This is a genomic window from Erythrobacter cryptus DSM 12079 (assembly GCF_000422985.1).
Lineage (GTDB): Bacteria > Pseudomonadota > Alphaproteobacteria > Sphingomonadales > Sphingomonadaceae > Erythrobacter > Erythrobacter cryptus.
On the sequence record NZ_AUHC01000002.1, the window covers coordinates 337,830 to 356,475 of the forward strand.

Genomic DNA, 18,646 nt, shown 5'->3' on the forward strand with positions numbered 1-18,646 from the left:
ACCCGGGAGAGGAGAGAGCCGATGGAGACCCTGCCCCTGCGCGGGCTGATGATGCTGCCGGCGCTGCTCATTGCCGCGGCCTGCGCGCCCACTGGCTCGGCCGGGGAGGAGGCCGCGACCCCCGCCAGCCCCGCGCCGATGGCCAGTGCCACGCTCGGCACCGGGGCGCGCGCCTTTGATGCGGTGGGGCCGCAGGAGACGGTGACGCTGCTCGGCAACGAGCCCTTCTGGAACCTCACCATCACCGCGGACGAGGGGCTGTGGACCACGCCCGAAAACCAGCCCGGCACCCGCTTTGCCATTGCCCGGGTGGCGGGCAATGGCGGGCTGGGCTTTACCGGCACGCTCGAGGGCAAGCCGCTCGCTGCCACGCTCACACCTGGGGCCTGCAGCGACGGGATGAGCGATCGCAGCTATCCCTTCGTCGCCACCATCGCCTGGGGCGAGGAGACGCTCGAGGGCTGCGGCTATACCACCAACCAGCCCTTCAGCGGCGATCCCTCGCCCTGAAGGCACCAGCAAAGGGGGAAGGCCCATGACCATCACCGGAGGCTGCCTGTGCGGCGCTGTGCGCTACACCTGTGCAGCCGAGCCGCTGCTGTGCGTCACCTGCCATTGCACCAATTGCCAGAAGCAGGCGGGCAGCGCGCTTTCGGTCATCATCGGCGTGCCCGAAGCGGCGGTGAGCCACACGGGCACGCTCAAGACCTACCACGACAAGGGTGACAGCGGCGCCACGGTGCGGCGGCAGTTCTGCCCCGAATGCGGCTCGCCGGTGTTCACCCGGGTCGAAAGCCCGCCGGGCATGCTGTTCATCAAGGCCGGAACGCTTGATGACACCAGCATCCTGAAACCCGCCTTCCACTGCTATGCCAAGAGCAAGCAGGAATGGGTGGAGCTTGGCGCCATTCCCGCCTTTGCCACCGTGCCCGAGGGCCTGTGACCGGGCCTTTGACCGGGGCCTAGAACAGCCCCGGCAATTCGCGCTGGGCCGGGGTGGGGCGGCGCGGCATGAGTGGCTCACGCTCAGGCAAATCGAGGCCGATCGCCATGCGCTCGCCGGGTTGCATCTGGTTCACCGCCGCCGTGCGCGACGTCGCAAAGCTCACGCAGGTGCCCCCCGCAAGAAAATTGAGAGCTGCCGCGATCGAGGCTTCCTGCGGATCGCCCAGCGGTCGGTTGAGATCATCGCCCGCGCGGCAGGTGTTGGGCACAACGCTGGCAAGCCCGGTGAAATATTCGCCCTGGTTGTTGGCGTTGACGGTCTTGAAGGTCACCGCCCGGATGCGCAGATCGCAGGCGGCAAGGTCAAAGCCGAACTGGCCCACCGGCTTGCCGAAGGAATTGCTCCCCACCAGCGCCATGTTGGTACCGAGATAGGGGATCATGCCGTTGGCGACCAGTTCGCTTGCCGAGGCGCTGGCGCTGGTGGTGATGAAGGCGATCTTGGTGGGGGCGATGGCATTGGGCTCGTTGCGCAGCAGCCGGGTCTCGTTCTCCGATGCCTTGGACGGGCGCAGCACGGTGCGGCTCCACACCTGGCCGCTGCGCCCGGCATTGAGCAGATCGCCGAAGGTGTCGGCCACGCTGACGAGGCCGCCGCCATTGTAGCGCAAATCGATGATCAGCTCGCGCACCCCGCGCGCCGCGAACTGGCCGAACGCCTGGCGCAGCTGGTCGGCGGCATCGGCAACGATGAAAGTGCGCAGATTGATATACCCGACCTGCTTGCCGCCATCGTTGAGCACCAGCGCGCCATAGCGATCCGAGAGCGGATCGAGCGCAAACTCGCTCTTGGTGATCGGACGCTCGACGGTCGGGCCACCCGGTTGCGGGATGAAGCGCAAGACCCGCACCGTGCCCGCGGTCGAGGGGCCGAGCGCATCGGCCACCGCCTCGGCCCCGCCGCTGGCGAACAGGCTGGAGACGGTCTGCATGGTGCTGGCGCTGGTGCCGATCGCGGTGATCTCGGTGCCGCGATCGATCCCGGCGGCAAAGGCATTGCCGGCTTCGAAGGCCTCCATCACGAACAGCCGCCGGTTCGCGGTGTCGTAGAACAGGCGGATGCCAAAGCCGGCGCTGGCGCCCGAATTGATGAGCGCGTTTTCCTCGGCGATCGAGGTGGCGAAGGTGAAGAAGCGGTCACGGCTTTGCGCCCGCGCCGGGGCGACCCGCGCGTCGAGATAGCTTTGCAGGTCGCTGAAGGAGGCCGGATTGGCCGCCGCCAGCAGTTCGGGGAAGAGATACCATTCGTTGAGCACGCGGTCGGCAAAATCCTGCTGCTCGCGCAGCCCGCAGGCCGAGGAGGTCGGCGTCGGCGTGGGGGTGGACCCGCCGCCGGTGGCCGGCGGACCGCCCGAGGAACTGCCCCCGCCGCCGCAGGCAGCAAGGCTCAAGGCAAGGACGAGGCTGAGGGCGGTGCGACCGACAGTCATCTTGAGAGAAACTCCGCAATTCCGTGGCTTGGCGGGGGCGCCGTGCAGGGCCTCAGGAATGCAACGTGCGCCTTTCAAGAGCAAGCGGGCTTGGGAACTATCCCTAGGAATGTCGCTTAGGCGTGGCCTTTTTGCCTGCATTTGCACGGTTTTCCGCAGAAACCGGCGAAAAGCTGGCCGGCGTCTCTCGTCTCCGCGGGCGGAAGGGGGTAGCACCATGCCGATGAAGCGACAGAATCATGATTGAGTTTCCCGCCTGGCTTGCCCCCGTAGTGCCTGCTCCTGCACGCCATCCGGCGCTGGCGGTGGCGGCGCTGGGCTCGGCGGCGACGCTCGGGCGGGGCGGCTTTGCCCTGTCGAGCGCCGCCTTTGCCGGGGGCGAAATGCTCGATCCCAGTTTTACCGCCGAGGAGGAGGACGCGGTCGCCCCGCCGCTCGAATGGAGCGCGCCGCCGCCCGGTTCGGCCGAGCTGGTGCTGGTGGTCGAGGAAGTGGCAGGCGAGGGCAAGGTGCCGGCCTGCCACTGGCTGGTGTGGGGGCTTGCACCCCAGCGCGGCAAGCTGCTCGAGGGCGAGGTGCCGCCGCGCACCGGCAAGAACCAGCTCGGCAATTCCGAGTGGCTGTTGCCCGCCCCGGCTCCGGGCGAGACGCGCCACTACCTGTTCCAGCTCTTCGCCACCGATCTGCCGCTGGTGCTGATGCCGGGCGCGCGGCGCGAGCAATTGCTCGGCGCGCTGCAAGGCTCGGTCACCGCCTGCGCGGTGCTCCATGCCACCTTCACCGGGGGCGAGGAGGACGAGGATTGGGCCGATGGCCAAGATTTCGAATAACCTGCCACACAAACAAGGGAGTTGAAAAATGGCTGGTACGACCAATGCACTGCAGAAGCCGGTGAACCTTTCCGGCGCGCTCGAGGCGGTGATCGGCAAGGGGCCGATGACCCGCGCCGAGGTGACCGCCAAGGTGTGGGACTACATCAAGGCCAACGGGCTGCAGGACGCCAAGGACAAGCGCCAGATCAACCCCGATGCCAAGCTCGGCGCGGTGATCGGCAATGAACAGATCTCGATGTTCAAGATGACCGCGGCAGTCTCCAAGCACCTGAGCTGATCAGCGGATTGGTGTGGCGGGCTTATCCGCCCGCCCTCAGCGGCGCGCGATCCGATAGGGTCCGCGCCGCATTGCCATCGGCCTGCCCTTCCATGACAGGCCGATAACTCCTTCCTGCGCCAGGATATCGACCGCGGCGTGCACCGCTGCCATCTTTGCCCGCCAATCCCCTTCCGGCCCGGCCAGGCGCCGGGCGACTTCGCTGGGGCACAGGCTGGTCCCCGGCGCGCGCTCCGCAAGCAGTGCAAGCAGCGCCGTGCGCGCCGCGCTCAAGCGCCGCTCCGCCGCCGGGGTGGCCAGCATTCCCCCACCCACAGCGCCAGCGCAACGAGCAGCGGCTGGGCGAGCAGCCGCGGCACGTGATAGGCAAGACCAAGCCCGCCGTCGGGCCGGGCAAGGTCGATCAGCATGTGGTTCACGTTCGCAGGCCAGACGCATAGGGCATAGGCGGCAAGCCCCCAGCCCGCGGCCTGCCGCAGCCGCCGCGAGAACGGCTGGACCAGCCCGATCGCCCCGAGGATTTCCGCAAGTCCCGTGGCCCACACCACCACCTCGGGCGCGGGAACGAAGCGCGGAGTGATGGTGATGAAGGGGCGCGGGAACACCAGGTGAAGCACCCCGGCAATGAGGTAGAAGGCCGCCAGAAGCACGCGCAAGGCGGCGCGGATCATGCCATTGCTCCCGGCTCCCAGCCTGGCGGGGCGAGGGCAAAGCCGGCAAAATCGAACCCCGGCACCACCACGCAGGAGACCAGCGCATAGCCGTGCTCGCTCATATCGGTAAGCCGGGCGGCCTGCCATTCAGCGGGCGCCACCAGGGCTTGCAACTGCGCCCCGGCAGCAAGATCCGGGCCAAGCAGCACCTTGCGCACCGGGCCGGCGTCGCTCGCCGCAAGCCGCAGCTCCAACGGATCGCCCTTGTGCCACAGCCACAATTCGGCCGCATCCACCCGGTGCCAATGCGATTGCTCGCCCGCCTTGATGAGGAACAGGATCGCGGTGCCCCGCGCGCGTCCGTCCGACCCCGGCTCTGCCCGCCAGGTCTCCCGATACCACCCGCCTTCGGGGTGGGGGGAAAGGCGCAATTGTTCGATCATGCTTTGCGCGCTATCGCTCATCACCATTCCATCTTGCCGGCCGCCATGCCGCCTTATCGGGAGTGCCTCATCCGATGCAAGCCATCCGCCTGCCTGCTGTGCTGCTTGGGGCCGCGGCCCTCGCCCTTGCGGCGCCCGCGTGCGCGCAGGCCTTGCGCGCCGAGGAGGTGGCGGCGCGCGCCAATGCCGCGCTCGAGGCCGCTCCGGTGTTCGACGGGCACAATGACGTGCCCAACCAGCTGCGCGACCGCTTTGCCAATCGCCTGGCTGATTTCGATTTCACCGACACCAGCGCCACCGGCGCGAGCCATCCCGATGGCCGGGCGATGCACACCGATCTTGCGCGCCTGCGGCAGGGCCGGGTGGGGGCGCAGTTCTGGTCGGTCTATGTGCCTGCCACCAAAAACGAGGCCGAGGCGGTGCGCCAGGTGCTCGAACAGATCGATGTCACCCGGCGGCTGATTGATCGCTATCCGGACGATCTGCAACTTGCCACCACCGCTGACGAGGTCGAACGCGCCATGATGCAGGGGCGCATCGCCTCGCTGCTGGGGGCCGAAGGTGGTCATGCGATCGGCTCGAGCCTGGCGGTGCTGCGCCAGCTCCACGCGCTCGGGGTGCGTTATCTCACGCTGACCCACAATGCCAATGTGCCCTGGGCCGATGCCGCCACCGACACGCCTGAGCACGATGGGCTGACCGATTTCGGCCGGGCGGTGGTGCGCGAGATGAACCGGCTGGGGATGCTGGTGGATTTGAGCCACGTGAGCGAGGCGACGATGATGGACGCGCTCGATGAGGCGCGCGCCCCGGTGATCTTCAGCCATTCGGGCGCGCGCGCGGTCACCGGCCATGCCCGCAACGTGCCCGACAGCGTGCTCGCGCGCCTGCCCGAAAATGGCGGGGTGGTGATGGTGGTGGCCCTACCGCGCTTCATCAGCGAGGCGGTGCGCCAATGGGGCGCGCGCCGCGCTGGGGAGGAAGCGCGCCTCAAGGCGCTGTGGCTGGGCCAGCCGGGCAAGGTCGCCGAAGGGCTGGCCGCGTGGGACAAGGCAAATCCCGAACCGCGCGCGACGATCAGCGACATGGCCGATCATATCGACCATATCCGCAAGGTTGCCGGGGTCGAACATATCGGCATCGGCGGCGATTTCGACGGGATGCCTTCCGGCCCCGAAGGCTTCGAGGACGTGCGTGGCTATCCGGCGCTGTTTACGGAACTGGCGCGGCGCGGCTATTCGCAGGCGGAACTTGAAATGATCGCCAGCCGCAACATCCTCAGGGTAATGCGCGCCGCCGAAGCCTATGCCGCCAGCCTTGCCGACGTGCCGCCCGGCGAGGCGGCAATCAATGCGCCAGCGCCGGAATGATCCATACGAGGCTCATCGCGATCACCGCAAAGCCAAGGCTGAAGGCCAGCACATAGCGCAGCCCGGTGTTGCTCACCGCGCCGCGCGCGGCGTCATCATTGATGTGGATGCTGTCGTTGTTCTCGGCCATCAGACCTCTCCCCTCATCGCGGGCGCCGGTGCGGCGCCCCGGTGACGTTACGGAAGATGTTTCCGTAACGTCAACCAACCACGTGGGCGGGGAGAGGTTCCCGGGGGGGCAGGATCAATCGCGCAGCAGCTCGTTGATCGCGGTCTTGGCGCGGGTCTGGGCATCGACGGTCTTGACGATCACCGCGCAATAGAGGCTCGGGCCGGGGGTGCCATCGGGCAGCGGCTTGCCCGGCAGCGATCCGGGCACCACCACGGCATAGGGCGGCACTTCGCCGACATGCACCTTCCCGGTGGCGCGATCGATGATCTTGGTCGAGGCGCCGAGATAGACCCCCATCGCCAGCACCGCGCCTTCACCCACGCGCACACCCTCGGCCACCTCGGCGCGCGCGCCGATGAAGGCATTGTCGCCGATGATCACCGGCTCGGCCTGGAGCGGCTCGAGCACCCCGCCGATCCCGGCCCCGCCCGAGACGTGGACATTGGCGCCGATCTGCGCGCAGGAGCCGACTGTTGCCCAGGTGTCGATCATGGTGTTTGCGCCGACATGGGCGCCGATGTTGACGAAGCTCGGCATCAGGACCGCGCCCTTGCCGATGAAGGCGCCGCGCCGCACCACCGCGCCCGGCACCACCCGGAATCCGGCCTCCTTGAAGCGGTTCTCGCCCCAGCCGGCGAATTTCAGCGGCACCTTGTCATAGGCGGGCGCCCCGGCCGCGCCGCCCTCCATGACGCGATTGTCATTGAGGCGGAAGGAGAGCAGCACCGCCTTCTTGAGCCACTGGTTGACGCGCCAGCCACCCGCACCGTCGGGCTCGGCCACGCGCGCCTCGCCGCTTTCCAGGAGGTCAAGCGCGGCCTCCACCGCTGCGGCGACACCATGGCCGGGGCCAATGGCGCTGCGTTCTTCCCACGCGGCTTCGATAGCGGTGATGAGGGGATCGTGCATCGGGCGTCTCCGGGCAAAGCTCTTGCGCCAGCGCGCCTAGCCGCGCCGCGCGTGTGCGGCAAGCGGAACCCACCGGCCCGCAGGGCCGCAAGGCCGAACGGCCGCCCGCAGGTGGCCCGCAGCGCAGCGGAGGGAACAGCACCGAGGACGCGCACCCGGATGGGGGCGCGAAAAACTAGGGCTTCATACCGGCGGCGATGGCGAAGGCGTAAGCCCGCTCGGCCAGCGGGCGCACCCGCTCGCTCATCGCCTGGGCATGGGCGGAAGATGCGGTGCCGTCGATCACCCGCTTCTTGATCCCCTGCATGATCCCGGCGAGGCGGAACAGGTTGTAGGCGAAATACCAGTCCATCGGCGGCACCGGATAGCCGGTGCGCGCGACATAGCGTTCCACCGCCTCGTCCTGCGAGGGGATGCCGAGCGCTTCAAGATCAAGCCCGAGCAACCCTGCGCGGCCATCGGCGGGATTGTGCCAGTTGAGCATAAGGTAGCTGAAATCGGCGATCGGATCGCCAAGCGTCGAAAGCTCCCAGTCGAGCACGGCAATGATGCGGGCTTCGTTCTTGTGGAAGATCACGTTGTCGAGCCGATAATCGCCATGCACCACGCTCGCGGCATTCTGCGGCGGGATGGTCTGGGGCAGCCATTCGATCAGCCGCTCCATCTCGGGCATGTGCTCGGTTTCGGAGAGCTTGTATTGCTTGGTCCAGCGGGCGATCTGCCGCGCGCAATAGTCATCGGGCTTGCCGAAATCGCCCATGCCGATGGCTGCGGGATCCTTGGTGTGCAGATCGGCCATGGTGTCGATCAGCGCGTGGTAGATCGCCCGGCGCTCCTCCGGGCTCATCCCGGGCAGCGCGCCGTTCCACAGCGAGCGGCCATCGGCGAGGCTCATGACGAAGAACTTGGCCCCGATCACCTGAGGATCTTCGCACAGGCCAAAGGTGCGCGGCACCGGGAAGCCGGTGGGATAAAGCCCCGTCATTGCCCGATATTCGCGGTCAACCGCATGGGCCGACGGCAGCAGCTTGCCGAAAGGCTGGCGGCGCAGCACGTAAGAGGCAGCAGGGGTGTCGATCCGGTAGGTGGGATTGGATTGCCCGCCCTTGAACTTGGAATAGCTGATCGGGCCGGCAAAGCCTTCGACATTGGCCTCGAACCAGCGCGTGAGCGCCGCAAGATCGAGCCGGTCTTTCTCCGGCACCTCGGTGGTGCCGACCATCTCCTTGTCGAAATCGATCTGGGGTGCGTTGCTCATCAGTCGAATACCACCACGCTGCGGGCCGAATGGCCGGCGCGCATTGTGTTGAACCCTTCGTTGACCTGATCGAGCGGGATGCGCTCGGCGATGATCGTGTCAAGATCGAGCAGCCCGCGCAGGTAAAAATCGACGAGCCGCGGCAAATCGATGGGGAAGTGGTTCATCCCCATGATCGCCCCCATCAGCTTCTTGCCCGAAAGCAGGTCCATCGCGCCAAGGCCGACCTTGCAATCCAGCGGCATCATCCCGAGGATCACGGCGGTGCCCCCGCGCCTGAGCGCCGCGACGGCAAGATCGGCCGAGGCCTGCCGCCCGACCGCCTCGATCGCCCAATGCACCCCGCCATTCGACAGGCCGATGATCTGCTTTGCCGCATCGGGATCGCTGGCATCAAGCGTGTGGGTGGCGCCCAGCACCTCGGCGAGCGCGCGCTTTTCGGGCAGCGGATCAACCGCGATGATCTGGCCTGCCCCGGCGATCCTGGCGGCGTTGACGACCGCAAGCCCCACTCCGCCGCAGCCGATCACCGCCACGCTTTCGCCCGGGGTCACCTTGCAGGCATTGAATATGGTGCCCGCCCCGGTCGTCACCGCGCAGCCCAGCACCGCGGCCCGATCGAGCGGCATGGCCTTGTCGATCGCCACGCAGGCGTGTTCGTGGATCAGCATCTGCTCGGACAGGGCCGAAAGATTGAGCATCTGGTTGACCGGCGTGCCATCGGCAAAGGTGATGCGCGGCGGGGCATCCTTGCCGCGGCGGGTATCACCGCCCAGGCACAGCGCCATGCGCCCGGTGACGCAGAACTCGCAGTGCCCGCAGAAGGCCGAAAGGCACGAGACCACGTGATCGCCGGGCTTGACGGTCTTCACCTCGCTGCCCACCGCGCGCACCACCCCGGCGGCCTCGTGCCCGGGGATGCAGGGCAGGGCATGGGGATAGTGGCCATCGATGAAATGCAAGTCGGAATGGCACAGCCCGCAGGCCTTGGTGTCGATCAGCACCTCGTGCGGGCCGGGCTCGGCATAGGTCACTTCGGCGATGCGGAGGCCCTCTCCGGGGCGTTCCAGAATGGCGGCTCTGGCCATGCTTGTCCTCGTTTGAGCGGTTGCAGATTGTCGCGGCGCTGGCGGGGGCGGGGCGGGCCTGCTCGGACGGGCGAAGCCTCCGGGAAAGCCCGTGTCCCCGCGCGCCCGAGCGGCCCGGATGATGCCCTAGCGTGCCACCCCCATGTCGCCCGAGCTGAAGCTCGCCGCATCATTGGCCGGGCGGCCGTGATCGCCGCGCAGGGCATTGGCGGTGGGGCCGGGGCGGGGCGCGTGCTTGGCAAACTCCATCTGCGCGATCGAACGGGCGTGGACCTCGTCCGGCCCGTCGGCAAGGCGCAGGGTGCGCTGGTTGGCGTAGGCGCGGGCGAGGCCATAATCGTCTGAGACCCCGCCGCCGCCATGGGCCTGGATCGCATCATCGATGATCCTGAGGGCCATGTTGGGCGCCTGCACCTTGATCATGGCGATTTCCTGCTTGGCCGCCTTGTTGCCGACCTTGTCCATCATGTCGGCAGCCTTGAGGCACAAGAGGCGGGTCATCTCGATATCGATGCGCGCGCGCGCGACGCGCTCCTCCCACACCGAATGCTTGTAGATCGGCTTGCCGAAGGCCTGGCGCTCCTGCAGGCGGCGGCACATCTTTTCGAGCGCTTCCTCGGCCGCGCCGATGGTGCGCATGCAGTGATGGATACGCCCCGGCCCGAGCCGCCCCTGGGCGATCTCGAAGCCGCGCCCCTCGCCCAGAAGGATGTTGCTTGCCGGTACGCGCACGTCCTTGAGCTCGATTTCCATGTGGCCGTGCGGGGCATCGTCATAGCCGAACACCGGCAGGTGCCGCAGGATGTGGATCCCCGGCGTATCGAGCGGCACGATGATCATCGATTGCTGGGCATGGCGCTGGGCGGAAAAATCGGTCTTGCCCATCACGATCGCCACCTTGCAGCGCGGATCGCCCGCGCCCGATGACCACCACTTGCGCCCGTTGATGACGTAATAATCCCCGTCGCGCTCGATGCGGGTCTCGATGTTGGTGGCATCGGAGGAGGCGGTGTAGGGCTCGGTCATCAGGAAGGCCGAACGGATCTCGCCGTTCATCAGTGGGCGCAGCCAGGCTTCCTTCTGCTCACGGGTGCCGTAGCGGTGGAACACCTCCATGTTGCCGGTATCGGGCGCCGAGCAGTTGAACACCTCGCTCGCCCAGCCGATGCGGCCCATCTCCTCGGCGCACAGGGCATATTCGAGATTGGTCAGGCCCGGCCCTTCGAATTCGAAGCTGTCATCGACATGGTGATGGCTGTCGTTGCGCGGCGGCATGAACAGGTTCCAGATGCCTTGCGCCTTGGCCTTGGCCTTCAGCTCCTCGACGATCGGGAGCACCTTCCAGCGCTCGCCCGCGCGGTCCTGTTCCTCATAGGTCTTCATGTTGGGGCGCACATGCGCCTCGATGAAGTCGCGCACGCGGTTGCGCCAATAGACCTGCCGCTCGGTAGGCTCGAAATCCATGAAAAGTCCTCTCGTCCGTGATTGCCATCGAATCCGCGCCCGAGCGTGGCAGAGCATCCGCCGGGCGCCAAGCTCTCATTTGTGCGGCGGCGCCCGCGTCGCCCCGAGCCGGGCGAGGCGATCGGCATGGTCCGCCTCGCCCAGCGGAAAGCGCAGGAACACCAGCACCGCCCCGCTCACCAGCATCGCGGTGAGCAGGGTGTAGAGCAGCATCAGCCGCTCGATCACCGTGCCATCGACCGCGCCGGGCTGGGCATTGGCGGGAAAGCCCACCGCGCTGATCAGGCTGCCGGCGGCAAAGGTGCCAAGCCCGGTGACGCATTTCTGCATGAACAGCATCCCGGCAAAGAACAGGCCTTCCTCGCGGTGGCCGGTCTTGATCTCCGAATCCTCGACCACATCGGCCAGCATCGATCCGGTGAGCATCATCGGGCACACGCCGATGCCGGTTGCCAGCGTGGCAAAGCCGAGGAACAGCGGCAGCGTGGCCGGCTCGCCATTGGCCGGAAACAGGCCGGCAAGGCGCAGCACATAGGGCGCAAGGCCGATGGCCATGGCCAGCGCCGCCATGATCGCCGCGGCGTTCTTCTTGCCCCAGCGGCGCGAGACGATCGGGGCGAGCACGAAGCCCATCACCACCCCGGCAAGCAGGGTGACCGGCCACACCGCCAGCGCCCAGCCGGGAAACTCCCACACATAGGTCTGCATGTAGGTGCTGGTGGCAAAGTTCAGCCCCTGGTTGGCATAGGCAAACACCCCGGCGCCCATCAGCGTGAGGAAGGCGGGGTTGCGCAGCGTGCGGCGCATCGCCTTGAGCTCCTCTGCCAATGGCAGGCGCGGGGGCAGCTTGGCCGGGGGCCGGGCGAGCGCGCGATGGGTGCCGAGCGAGACGGTGAGGATCGCCACGGTCATCAGGATCACGCCGGCCCAGGCATAGGCATCATAGCCCTCGCGCCGCAGCAGCCCGGCCGGCTGCTCGGGCGTGGGCGCGAGGAACACCCCATAGGCGAGGAACAGCAGCAGCAGCCCGCCCGCCCAGCCGAACAGGAAGCGGTAGCGGATCACATCGGTACGCTCGTGATAGTCCTGGGTGATCTCGGGCAGCATCGCGAGCGAGGGCACCTCGTTCAAGGCGATCGCGGTGCGCACCAGGATTGCCGCGCAGGTGAGATAGACCAGCATCGCGGTCTCCCCCCAGGCGGGGGGGTGCCAGAGCATGAACCACGACAGGCCCACCGGAAGGATCGAGGCATAGAGCCAGGGGTGGCGCCGCCCCCAGCGGGTATTGGTGCGGTCGCTCAAATGGCCGATCACCGGATCGATGAAGGCATCGATCACCAGCGCCACCATCACCGCCAGACCCACGAGGTTGGCGGGAAGGCCCATCACCTGATTGTAGAAGATCAGCAGGAACACGGCAAAGCCGTTGTCCTTGATCCCATAGGCAACGGCCCCGGCGCCATAGGCGAGCTTGAGCCGATAGGGCACCTTGGCATCAGCCGCGCTCATCCGCGCGCCGCCCCACGGCCCTGTGCCGCCCGTGCGAATCCTCTCACCATTCCCTCTCCACTTTCGGTTGCAATGCTAGACCGATTGACCCCCGCGTCAATCGCGCCGCGCCTGACGCTACGGCATCGCCGGGCGGGAGATCGGCGCTTGCAGCCGCCGACAAATTGCCACTAACGTAAGCGTCAAGTGAGGCCCGAGAGAGAGGAGAATCGGCCATGGCCGACCTGGAGACGTTCCGCGCCGAAACCCGCGCCTGGCTCGAGGCGAATTGCCCGCCGGAAATGCGCGAGCCGGTGCGCGACGAGGATGACATCTATTGGGGCGGCCGCCGCGCGCGCTTCAAGAACGCGGCGCAGCAGGCCTGGCTCGAGGCGGCGATCGCCAAGGGCTACACCGTGCCCTCGTGGCCGAAGGAATATGGCGGGGCGGGGCTTTCGCCGGCCGAGGCCAAGGTGCTGCGCGAGGAAATGGCGCGCATCAATGCCCGCCCACCGCTCAGCTCCTTCGGCATCTGGATGCTTGGCCCGGCGCTGCTGCATTTCGGCACCGAGGGGCAGAAGCGCCGCTTCCTTAACGAGATTGCCCGCGGCGAAATCCGCTGGTGCCAGGGCTATTCCGAGCCCGGCTCGGGCAGCGACCTGGTCAGCTTGCAGACCTTTGGCGAGGACAAGGGCGATCACTGGGTGGTCAATGGCCAGAAGATCTGGACCAGCTATGCCGATCAGGCCGACTGGATCTTCTGCCTGGTGCGCACCGACAAGACCAACAAGTATCAGGGCATCACCTTCATGCTCTTCGACATGGCGAGCGAGGGGGTGACGACCAAGCCGATCAAGCTGATCAGTGGCTCCTCGCCCTTCTGCGAGACCTTCTTCGACAATGTCAAGGTGCCCAAGTCCTATGGCGAGGACGTGCCGGCCTATGTGGGCGAGATCAACCGCGGCTGGGACGTGGCCAAGTATCTGCTCGGGCACGAGCGCGAGATGATCTCGGGCGCCGGCGGGAGCGAGCGGGCCGCGGCGATCGGCGCGGCGATGAAGCGCCTTGCGGCAAAGAACGGCGATGAAATCGATCCGGTCTTGCGCGCCGAGCTCGCCATGTTCGATGTCGATGCGCTGGCCTATGCGGCGATGGGCGAGAAGTTCCTGGACGAGATCAAGGTCGGCAAGGCCCATCCGGCCCAGCCCAACATGATGAAATATGCCGGCACCGAGCTCAACAAGCGCCGCCACGAGCTGATGATGGCGGTGGGCGGTAGCCGCGCGCTCGAGTGGGAGAGCGAGGCGACCGAGGGCGGCAAGCCCGCGCGCGCCTGGCTGCGCACCAAGGCCAATTCGATCGAGGGCGGCACCAGCGAGGTGATGCTCAACGTCATCGCCAAGCGCATCCTCGATTTGCCGGGCGCGTGATCTAGCAACTTTCATCGTCTCCCCGGCGAAGGCCAAGGCCCAGATGCGGCGCCCGCTGGACCGGGCCTGGGCCTGCGCCGGGGTGGCGACCCAAGGGAGAGGGAAAACCAATGCCCCTGTATCACACCGAAGAGCAGGCGATGCTCGCCGAGACCGCGCGCGGCTTCATGGCCGAGGAAGGCAATATCGCCAAGCAGCTGCGCCACTGGCGCGACCGCAATTGCAAGGATGGCTTTGGCCACGCGCTGTGGAAGCAGATGGCCGAGATGGGCTTTACCGGCATCCTCGTGGACGAGGCCGATGGCGGGCTTGGCATGGGCCATGTCGAGGCCGGGATCGTGCTCGAGGAGATCGGCCGCAATCTCACGCCCTCACCCTTCCTCACCTCGGCGGTGCTGGCGGCGACCGCATTGAAGCACGCCTCGGCGGAGCTCAAGGGGCGCTATCTGCCCGGGCTCGTCGCGGGCGAGAGCGTCTTTGCCGTGGCGATCGACGAGACCGCCAAGCACCGCCCGCAGCGCATCACCACCCGGGCCGAACGCGCCGGCAACGGCTTTCGCCTCACCGGGGCCAAGAGCTTCGTCATCCACGGCGCCAGTGCCGACATGATCGTGGTGGCCGCGCGCACCGCGGGCGCGGACGAGGACCGCGACGGGATCACCCTGTTCGCCGTGCCAAAGGACGCGGCCGGAATGAGCCACGATCCGGTGCGCCTCGTCGATTCCTCGGTGGCCACCCATACCCGCTTCGATGGGGTCGAGCTTGATGGCGATGCCGTGATCGGTGAGGTCGATGGCGGGCGCGACGTGCTCGATGCCATGCTCATCGCCGGGCGCGTGGGCGCTGCGGCCGAAGGCGTGGGCGTGGCGCGCGGGGCGATGGAAATGACCGTCGGCTATCTCAAGCAGCGCAAGCAGTTCGGCCGCCTCATCGGCGAGTTTCAGGCCCTGCAGCACCGCGCCAGCCACCTCTATTCCGAGGTCGAGATTGCCCGCGCCGCCACCATCAAGGCGCAGCAGTTGCTCGATGCCGGTGCGCCCAGCGCCGATCTGATGGCGAGCGTTGCCAAGGCCAAGGTCGCCAAGGCCGCGCGCCTCGCCGTGCAGGAAGGGGTGCAGATGCATGGCGGCATCGGGATGACCGATGAATATGACATCGGCCTTTACATGAAGCGCGACCGCGCGCTCGCCGAGTTTCTGGGCGATGCCTATTTCCACGCCAGCCGTGTGGCTGAACTGAGCGGATATTGAGCCATGGACATTCAATCACTTTTCAGCCTCGAAGGCCGCATCGCCCTCATCACCGGGGGCAGCCGCGGGATTGGCAAGATGTTCCTTGAAGGCCTGCTCGCCGCGGGCTGCGCGCGGGTCTATATCTCGGCGCGCAAGATCGAGCAGATGCAGGCGACGATCGACGAATTCGGCGCCGACAAGGTGATCGGCATTCCGGCTGACCTCTCGCAGATGGACGGGATCACCGCGCTTGCCGATGCGATCAAGGCGCGCGAGAGCCGGCTCGATATCCTCATCAACAATGCCGGGGCAGCCTGGGGCCAGCCCTATCTCGAGTTCACCGAGGCGGGCTGGCACCGCACCATGGATCTCAATGTCAAGACACCCTTCTTCCTCACCCAGAAGCTGCACGATCTGCTGGTGGCGGGCGGCAAGGCCGGGCATCCGGCCAAGGTGATCAATGTCTCCTCGATCGATGGGCTGCGGATCAACCCATGGGAGACCTATGCCTATCAGGCCTCAAAGGCGGCGGTGATCCAGCTTACCCGGCGCATGGCCGCGCGGCTGATCCGCGACAACATCATCGTCACCTCGATTGCGCCGGGGGCCTTCCCCTCCGAGATGAACCGCGCCGCCAAGGATGCGCCCGAAACCAGCGCCGCCGGCATTCCGGCCGGGCGCATCGGCACCGCCGAAGACATGGCCGCCGCCGCGATCTATCTGTGCAGCCGCGCGGGCGACTATGTGGTGGGCGAGACGCTCACCGTCGATGGCGGGGTGGTCAATGCCCTGCTGCCGAACCACTTTGCTGATCCTTCGGGCAAGCGCTAGGCCGCCCGGCCGCGCCTTGCGCCCGCGCGGCAGCGGCCGCGCCTCCAAAAAAGAAGGCCCACACCCCGCCGTGCGGGGTTGTGGGCCAAGTCGGCGGAAGAAGGAGCCCTCTTCCGCCCGGGTCGCACCGAAAACGCTGGTGCCGGGCAATCCCTTCGCGCGATCGGCCCGGCTTTGCGGCCCTTATGATTCGCGCGCGCGATTCTGTCTGTGATGGCCATCACGCCGCGCGGCCGCGCGATGCGATACGCTGCGGCCGTGCCCGGTTGCAGCAGGGCATCGCCAGCCATAGGTTGGGGCGGGGGAAGGGAAATGATGCTGATGGACGTGCACGAGGATCTCATCGCCCGGCTGGCGCCCGATTCGCTGCTGCGCGCGCTCGCACCCGAACAGCTGCGCAGCCTGCTCGCCAGCGCCAGCCGGTGCGATCTCAAGGTCGGCGAGGCGATCATCACCCAGGGCGATGAGGGTGGTGATTTTGCCGTGGTGGTGCTGTCAGGCGGGCTCAAGATCAGCATGGTGAGCGCCGGGGGGCGCGAGATCATCCTCAATTATGCCGGGCCGGGCGAGCTGGTGGGCGAGATCGCCATGCTCGACAGCGGCCCGCGCACCGCCACGGTGAGCGCGGCGGTGCCCACCAGCGTGCTGCTGCTGCCCTCGGCTACCTTTCTTGCCGCGGCCACCGCCAACCCTGCCTCGGCCGCCGGGGTGATGCGCGAGCTGGCCAAGCGCATCCGCCAGCTCAACCTGGTGATCGAGAGCGACCGCACCTTCTCGATGGCGCCGCGGTTGGCGCGCGCACTGCTGCGCCTGATTGATCCTGAACGCAGCGATGGTCGCCTGCGCTATGACCCGAGCCAGAGCGATATCGGCGCCTTTGCGGGCCTCGCGCGCGAGAATGTCAGCCGGCTGATCTCGGACTGGGCCGAGCAGGGTGTGGTGGAGCGCAAGGGCCGGGCGCTGCTGGTGCGCGACCGCGACTATCTTGAGGCGCTGGCCGCCTCCGGCGACGAGGCCTGACCTGAGAGCACAGCGCGCCGGGCGCCGCGGCTTTCAGCCCATCAGGTGGCGTACGAAGGGGATCAGCCCGGTCTGGCGCTGGCGCTTCATCCGTTCGGCCTCGAGGATCGCGCGCACCTTGGCAAAGCACACCTCGACATCATCATTGATGATGACATAGTCATAGCCGTCCCAATGGCTGATCTCGGCCCGGGCGCGTTCCATGCGCGCGGCGATCACCTCCTCGCTGTCGGTCGCGCGGGCCCGCAGGCGGCGGTGCAATTCCTCGATCGAGGGCGGCAGGATGAACACCCGCACCACGTCCTGCTGATCCTTCTGATAAAGCTGCTGGGTGCCCTGCCAGTCGATATCGAACAGGAAATCCTGCCCCTCCTTGAGCGCGGCGCGGATCATCCCCTTGGGCGTGCCGTAGCGGTGGCCGAAGACCTCGGCCCATTCGTAGAAATCATCGGCCTCGATCATCTCCTGAAAGCGTTCGGGGCTGACGAAGTGGTAATGAACGCCATCGATCTCGCCGGGGCGCGGCGGGCGGGTGGTGGCCGAGACCGAGAGCTTGATCGCCGGATCGGCTTCGAGCAGCATCCGCGAAAGCGTGGTCTTGCCCGCGCCCGAGGGCGAGGAGAGGATGAACATCAGGCCCCGGCGCTGGAGCGTGTCGGCGGATTGGTTCGTGCGTTCGCCCATAGGGCCCGTTGCCCCAATCGGGCCGGGCAAATCAAGAGGGGCTTACGGCTTCTCCTCGGGCGCGGGCGGCGCGGCCGGCCGCCGGCGTGGGCGCGGGCGCTTGGTCTCGAGCCGCTTGCCGCGGTCATAGAGCACCTTGAGCGCGAGGCCCCCGGCGACCAGCGCCAGCCCCAGGGGCGAGCGCCGGGCGAGGTGGCTTGCGCCCCACAGCGCGATGCTCGCGCCAAGCGGGCGGCCTTCGATCAGGCGCGCGGCCTTGGCCCTGCCTTTCTCGTCCGGGCCATAGGATTGCACCAGCAGGCCCTTTTCCAGCCGGTCGCGCAGCAGGCTGCCCGCGGCGCGCAGGACAATGTCGGCGATCATCACATTGGTGCTGGCGCGCGGGCTGGGCAGGGGCAGGCCAGCGCCTGCGCGCGCCGGCGCTTCCTTGGCGATGGACGGCTGATCGCCTTGCGGCTCGACCGGCGCTGGGTCTTGCGCCTCGCCTTGCGCCTTGCGGGTGCGCCGCGCTGCCCGGCCGGGGCGGGCCATGGCGGCTATTTCTTGCGCCCGAAATCGATCGAGACGACGTTCGAGCCGTCAGGATCGGGATCGGGCCCGTCATTTTCGGCATCCTCGTGCGCTTCGGGCGCAAGCTCCTCCACCGCGGCCTGGAATTGCAGCCCGAAATCGACCGCCGGATCGACGAAGGCGGTGATCGCGGCGAAGGGAATGGTGAGCTTGGCCGGCACCTGGTTGAAGGTGAGGCTGACCGAGAAGCTCGAAGGGCCGACCTCGAGATCCCAGAACTTGTTCTGGAGCACGATCGTCATCTCGTCGGGGAAGCGCTCACGCAGGTGCGGCGGGATCACCACGCCGGGTGCGGCGGTCTTGAAGGTGATGTAGAAGTGGTGCGCACCGGGCAGCGCGCCGCCGCTGCTGACGATCGAGCCGAGCACCCGGCCGACCACGGCGCGCAGGGCTTCCTGCACGATCTCGTCATAGGGGATCAGGCTGTCGGGCGTGTCGCTGCTCATCACAGGCCAACAGGTGGCGGGACAGCCGCCCCCGGTCAAGGCC

22 protein-coding genes are annotated in these 18,646 nt (G+C 67.5%); 9 read left to right on the top strand and 13 right to left on the bottom strand.

What is annotated here, in order from left to right:
- Positions 1-21: 21 nt before the first annotated feature.
- Entirely contained in the window at positions 22-510 is a 489-nt protein-coding gene (locus G524_RS14965; protein WP_051220898.1) for a COG3650 family protein, read from the top strand.
- Between the two features lie 25 nt (positions 511-535).
- The gene (locus G524_RS0104455; RefSeq protein WP_027442630.1) at positions 536-943 is read left to right on the top strand and encodes a GFA family protein; all 408 of its coding nucleotides are present in this window, start codon (positions 536-538) and stop codon (positions 941-943) included.
- A 19-nt stretch (positions 944-962) separates the two neighbouring features.
- Here G524_RS0104455 and G524_RS0104460 read toward each other — a convergent pair whose 3' ends face one another.
- Positions 963-2,435 carry a S41 family peptidase gene (locus tag G524_RS0104460; protein WP_027442631.1) on the bottom strand — a complete coding sequence of 491 codons (1,473 nt, stop codon included), beginning with the start codon at positions 2,433-2,435 and terminating at the stop codon, positions 963-965.
- Positions 2,436-2,674: 239 nt separating this feature from the next.
- On the opposite strand from G524_RS0104460, the gene G524_RS0104465 reads away from it, so the two are divergent.
- Entirely contained in the window at positions 2,675-3,265 is a 591-nt protein-coding gene (locus tag G524_RS0104465; protein ID WP_027442632.1) for a YbhB/YbcL family Raf kinase inhibitor-like protein, read from the top strand.
- 28 nt (positions 3,266-3,293) lie between these two features.
- Positions 3,294-3,545 (top strand): SWIB/MDM2 domain-containing protein, encoded by a 252-nt coding sequence (locus G524_RS0104470; protein ID WP_027442633.1) that lies wholly within the window; start codon positions 3,294-3,296, stop codon positions 3,543-3,545.
- 36 nt (positions 3,546-3,581) lie between these two features.
- Here G524_RS0104470 and G524_RS0104475 read toward each other — a convergent pair whose 3' ends face one another.
- Genes G524_RS0104475 through G524_RS0104485 form a run of 3 tightly spaced genes read right to left on the bottom strand, consistent with a single transcriptional unit; the run spans position 3,582 to position 4,662 of the window.
- Positions 3,582-3,848 (bottom strand): DUF3253 domain-containing protein, encoded by a 267-nt coding sequence (locus G524_RS0104475; RefSeq protein WP_051220899.1) that lies wholly within the window; start codon positions 3,846-3,848, stop codon positions 3,582-3,584.
- A complete protein-coding gene (locus G524_RS0104480) occupies positions 3,815-4,216 on the bottom strand; it encodes a DoxX family protein (protein ID WP_027442635.1) in 402 nt (133 codons plus the stop codon). The genes G524_RS0104475 and G524_RS0104480 overlap by 34 nt, the downstream gene beginning before the upstream one ends.
- Positions 4,213-4,662: a cupin domain-containing protein gene (locus tag G524_RS0104485; RefSeq protein ID WP_027442636.1), complete on the bottom strand. Its 450-nt coding sequence runs from the start codon at positions 4,660-4,662 to the stop codon at positions 4,213-4,215. The genes G524_RS0104480 and G524_RS0104485 overlap by 4 nt, the downstream gene beginning before the upstream one ends.
- Before the next feature lie 53 nt (positions 4,663-4,715).
- Between G524_RS0104485 and G524_RS0104490 the strand changes: the two genes are divergently transcribed.
- Positions 4,716-6,011 carry a dipeptidase gene (locus tag G524_RS0104490; RefSeq protein ID WP_027442637.1) on the top strand — a complete coding sequence of 432 codons (1,296 nt, stop codon included), beginning with the start codon at positions 4,716-4,718 and terminating at the stop codon, positions 6,009-6,011.
- Here G524_RS0104490 and G524_RS16965 read toward each other — a convergent pair.
- From G524_RS16965 to G524_RS0104520, 6 genes are all read right to left on the bottom strand, one after another.
- Positions 5,989-6,141, bottom strand: a complete 153-nt coding sequence (locus tag G524_RS16965; RefSeq protein WP_169447829.1) for a hypothetical protein — start codon at positions 6,139-6,141, stop codon at positions 5,989-5,991. The genes G524_RS0104490 and G524_RS16965 overlap by 23 nt on opposite strands.
- A gap of 114 nt (positions 6,142-6,255) precedes the next feature.
- The gene (dapD, locus tag G524_RS0104500) at positions 6,256-7,092 is read right to left on the bottom strand and encodes a 2,3,4,5-tetrahydropyridine-2,6-dicarboxylate N-succinyltransferase (RefSeq protein ID WP_027442638.1); all 837 of its coding nucleotides are present in this window, start codon (positions 7,090-7,092) and stop codon (positions 6,256-6,258) included.
- A 175-nt stretch (positions 7,093-7,267) separates the two neighbouring features.
- Positions 7,268-8,350, bottom strand: a complete 1,083-nt coding sequence (locus G524_RS0104505; RefSeq protein ID WP_027442639.1) for a phosphotransferase family protein — start codon at positions 8,348-8,350, stop codon at positions 7,268-7,270.
- The gene (locus G524_RS0104510) at positions 8,350-9,438 is read right to left on the bottom strand and encodes a Zn-dependent alcohol dehydrogenase (protein ID WP_027442640.1); all 1,089 of its coding nucleotides are present in this window, start codon (positions 9,436-9,438) and stop codon (positions 8,350-8,352) included. The genes G524_RS0104505 and G524_RS0104510 overlap by 1 nt, the downstream gene beginning before the upstream one ends.
- Positions 9,439-9,564: 126 nt before the next feature.
- Complete coding sequence (locus G524_RS0104515) at positions 9,565-10,902, bottom strand: acyl-CoA dehydrogenase family protein (protein ID WP_027442641.1); 1,338 nt, start codon at positions 10,900-10,902, stop codon at positions 9,565-9,567.
- Positions 10,903-10,977: 75 nt separating this feature from the next.
- Positions 10,978-12,411 (bottom strand): MFS transporter, encoded by a 1,434-nt coding sequence (locus tag G524_RS0104520; protein ID WP_051220900.1) that lies wholly within the window; start codon positions 12,409-12,411, stop codon positions 10,978-10,980.
- A gap of 215 nt (positions 12,412-12,626) precedes the next feature.
- Between G524_RS0104520 and G524_RS0104525 the strand changes: the two genes are divergently transcribed.
- The 4 genes from G524_RS0104525 (at position 12,627) to G524_RS0104540 (ending at position 16,903) form a co-directional block, all read left to right on the top strand.
- Entirely contained in the window at positions 12,627-13,820 is a 1,194-nt protein-coding gene (locus G524_RS0104525) for an acyl-CoA dehydrogenase family protein (RefSeq protein WP_027442643.1), read from the top strand.
- Positions 13,821-13,930: 110 nt separating this feature from the next.
- Positions 13,931-15,070 (top strand): acyl-CoA dehydrogenase family protein, encoded by a 1,140-nt coding sequence (locus G524_RS0104530; protein WP_027442644.1) that lies wholly within the window; start codon positions 13,931-13,933, stop codon positions 15,068-15,070.
- A gap of 3 nt (positions 15,071-15,073) precedes the next feature.
- Complete coding sequence (locus G524_RS0104535; RefSeq protein ID WP_027442645.1) at positions 15,074-15,883, top strand: SDR family oxidoreductase; 810 nt, start codon at positions 15,074-15,076, stop codon at positions 15,881-15,883.
- Positions 15,884-16,195: 312 nt separating this feature from the next.
- On the top strand, positions 16,196-16,903 hold the full coding sequence (locus tag G524_RS0104540; protein ID WP_245561287.1) for a Crp/Fnr family transcriptional regulator: 708 nt from the start codon (positions 16,196-16,198) through the stop codon (positions 16,901-16,903).
- A gap of 33 nt (positions 16,904-16,936) precedes the next feature.
- Here G524_RS0104540 and gmk read toward each other — a convergent pair whose 3' ends face one another.
- From gmk to G524_RS0104555, 3 genes are read right to left on the bottom strand one after another with little or no spacing between them, the layout of a single operon-like run.
- Positions 16,937-17,587 carry a guanylate kinase gene (gmk, locus tag G524_RS0104545; RefSeq protein ID WP_027442647.1) on the bottom strand — a complete coding sequence of 217 codons (651 nt, stop codon included), beginning with the start codon at positions 17,585-17,587 and terminating at the stop codon, positions 16,937-16,939.
- 42 nt (positions 17,588-17,629) lie between these two features.
- The gene (locus G524_RS16785) at positions 17,630-18,118 is read right to left on the bottom strand and encodes a hypothetical protein (RefSeq protein ID WP_051220901.1); all 489 of its coding nucleotides are present in this window, start codon (positions 18,116-18,118) and stop codon (positions 17,630-17,632) included.
- 5 nt (positions 18,119-18,123) lie between these two features.
- The gene (locus G524_RS0104555) at positions 18,124-18,603 is read right to left on the bottom strand and encodes an SspB family protein (RefSeq protein WP_027442648.1); all 480 of its coding nucleotides are present in this window, start codon (positions 18,601-18,603) and stop codon (positions 18,124-18,126) included.
- Positions 18,604-18,646 lie beyond the last annotated feature (43 nt).

What these genes read in the sequence shown, in the direction of transcription:
- G524_RS0104485 (WP_027442636.1), bottom strand. Translation starts at nt 4,662, where the DNA reads ATGAGCGATAGCGCGCAAAGCATGATCGAACAATTGCGCCTTTCCCCC.
- gmk (WP_027442647.1), bottom strand. Translation starts at nt 17,587, where the DNA reads ATGGGCGAACGCACGAACCAATCCGCCGACACGCTCCAGCGCCGGGGC.
- G524_RS0104490 (WP_027442637.1), top strand. Translation starts at nt 4,716, where the DNA reads ATGCAAGCCATCCGCCTGCCTGCTGTGCTGCTTGGGGCCGCGGCCCTC.
- G524_RS16785 (WP_051220901.1), bottom strand. Translation starts at nt 18,118, where the DNA reads ATGGCCCGCCCCGGCCGGGCAGCGCGGCGCACCCGCAAGGCGCAAGGC.
- G524_RS0104470 (WP_027442633.1), top strand. Translation starts at nt 3,294, where the DNA reads ATGGCTGGTACGACCAATGCACTGCAGAAGCCGGTGAACCTTTCCGGC.
- G524_RS14965 (WP_051220898.1), top strand. Translation starts at nt 22, where the DNA reads ATGGAGACCCTGCCCCTGCGCGGGCTGATGATGCTGCCGGCGCTGCTC.
- dapD (WP_027442638.1), bottom strand. Translation starts at nt 7,092, where the DNA reads ATGCACGATCCCCTCATCACCGCTATCGAAGCCGCGTGGGAAGAACGC.
- G524_RS0104465 (WP_027442632.1), top strand. Translation starts at nt 2,675, where the DNA reads ATGATTGAGTTTCCCGCCTGGCTTGCCCCCGTAGTGCCTGCTCCTGCA.
- G524_RS0104475 (WP_051220899.1), bottom strand. Translation starts at nt 3,848, where the DNA reads ATGCTGGCCACCCCGGCGGCGGAGCGGCGCTTGAGCGCGGCGCGCACG.
- G524_RS0104455 (WP_027442630.1), top strand. Translation starts at nt 536, where the DNA reads ATGACCATCACCGGAGGCTGCCTGTGCGGCGCTGTGCGCTACACCTGT.
- G524_RS0104540 (WP_245561287.1), top strand. Translation starts at nt 16,196, where the DNA reads ATGATGCTGATGGACGTGCACGAGGATCTCATCGCCCGGCTGGCGCCC.
- G524_RS16965 (WP_169447829.1), bottom strand. Translation starts at nt 6,141, where the DNA reads ATGGCCGAGAACAACGACAGCATCCACATCAATGATGACGCCGCGCGC.
- G524_RS0104480 (WP_027442635.1), bottom strand. Translation starts at nt 4,216, where the DNA reads ATGATCCGCGCCGCCTTGCGCGTGCTTCTGGCGGCCTTCTACCTCATT.
- G524_RS0104505 (WP_027442639.1), bottom strand. Translation starts at nt 8,350, where the DNA reads ATGAGCAACGCACCCCAGATCGATTTCGACAAGGAGATGGTCGGCACC.
- G524_RS0104535 (WP_027442645.1), top strand. Translation starts at nt 15,074, where the DNA reads ATGGACATTCAATCACTTTTCAGCCTCGAAGGCCGCATCGCCCTCATC.
- G524_RS0104555 (WP_027442648.1), bottom strand. Translation starts at nt 18,603, where the DNA reads ATGAGCAGCGACACGCCCGACAGCCTGATCCCCTATGACGAGATCGTG.
- G524_RS0104515 (WP_027442641.1), bottom strand. Translation starts at nt 10,902, where the DNA reads ATGGATTTCGAGCCTACCGAGCGGCAGGTCTATTGGCGCAACCGCGTG.
- G524_RS0104525 (WP_027442643.1), top strand. Translation starts at nt 12,627, where the DNA reads ATGGCCGACCTGGAGACGTTCCGCGCCGAAACCCGCGCCTGGCTCGAG.
- G524_RS0104520 (WP_051220900.1), bottom strand. Translation starts at nt 12,411, where the DNA reads ATGAGCGCGGCTGATGCCAAGGTGCCCTATCGGCTCAAGCTCGCCTAT.
- G524_RS0104510 (WP_027442640.1), bottom strand. Translation starts at nt 9,438, where the DNA reads ATGGCCAGAGCCGCCATTCTGGAACGCCCCGGAGAGGGCCTCCGCATC.
- G524_RS0104460 (WP_027442631.1), bottom strand. Translation starts at nt 2,435, where the DNA reads ATGACTGTCGGTCGCACCGCCCTCAGCCTCGTCCTTGCCTTGAGCCTT.
- G524_RS0104530 (WP_027442644.1), top strand. Translation starts at nt 13,931, where the DNA reads ATGCCCCTGTATCACACCGAAGAGCAGGCGATGCTCGCCGAGACCGCG.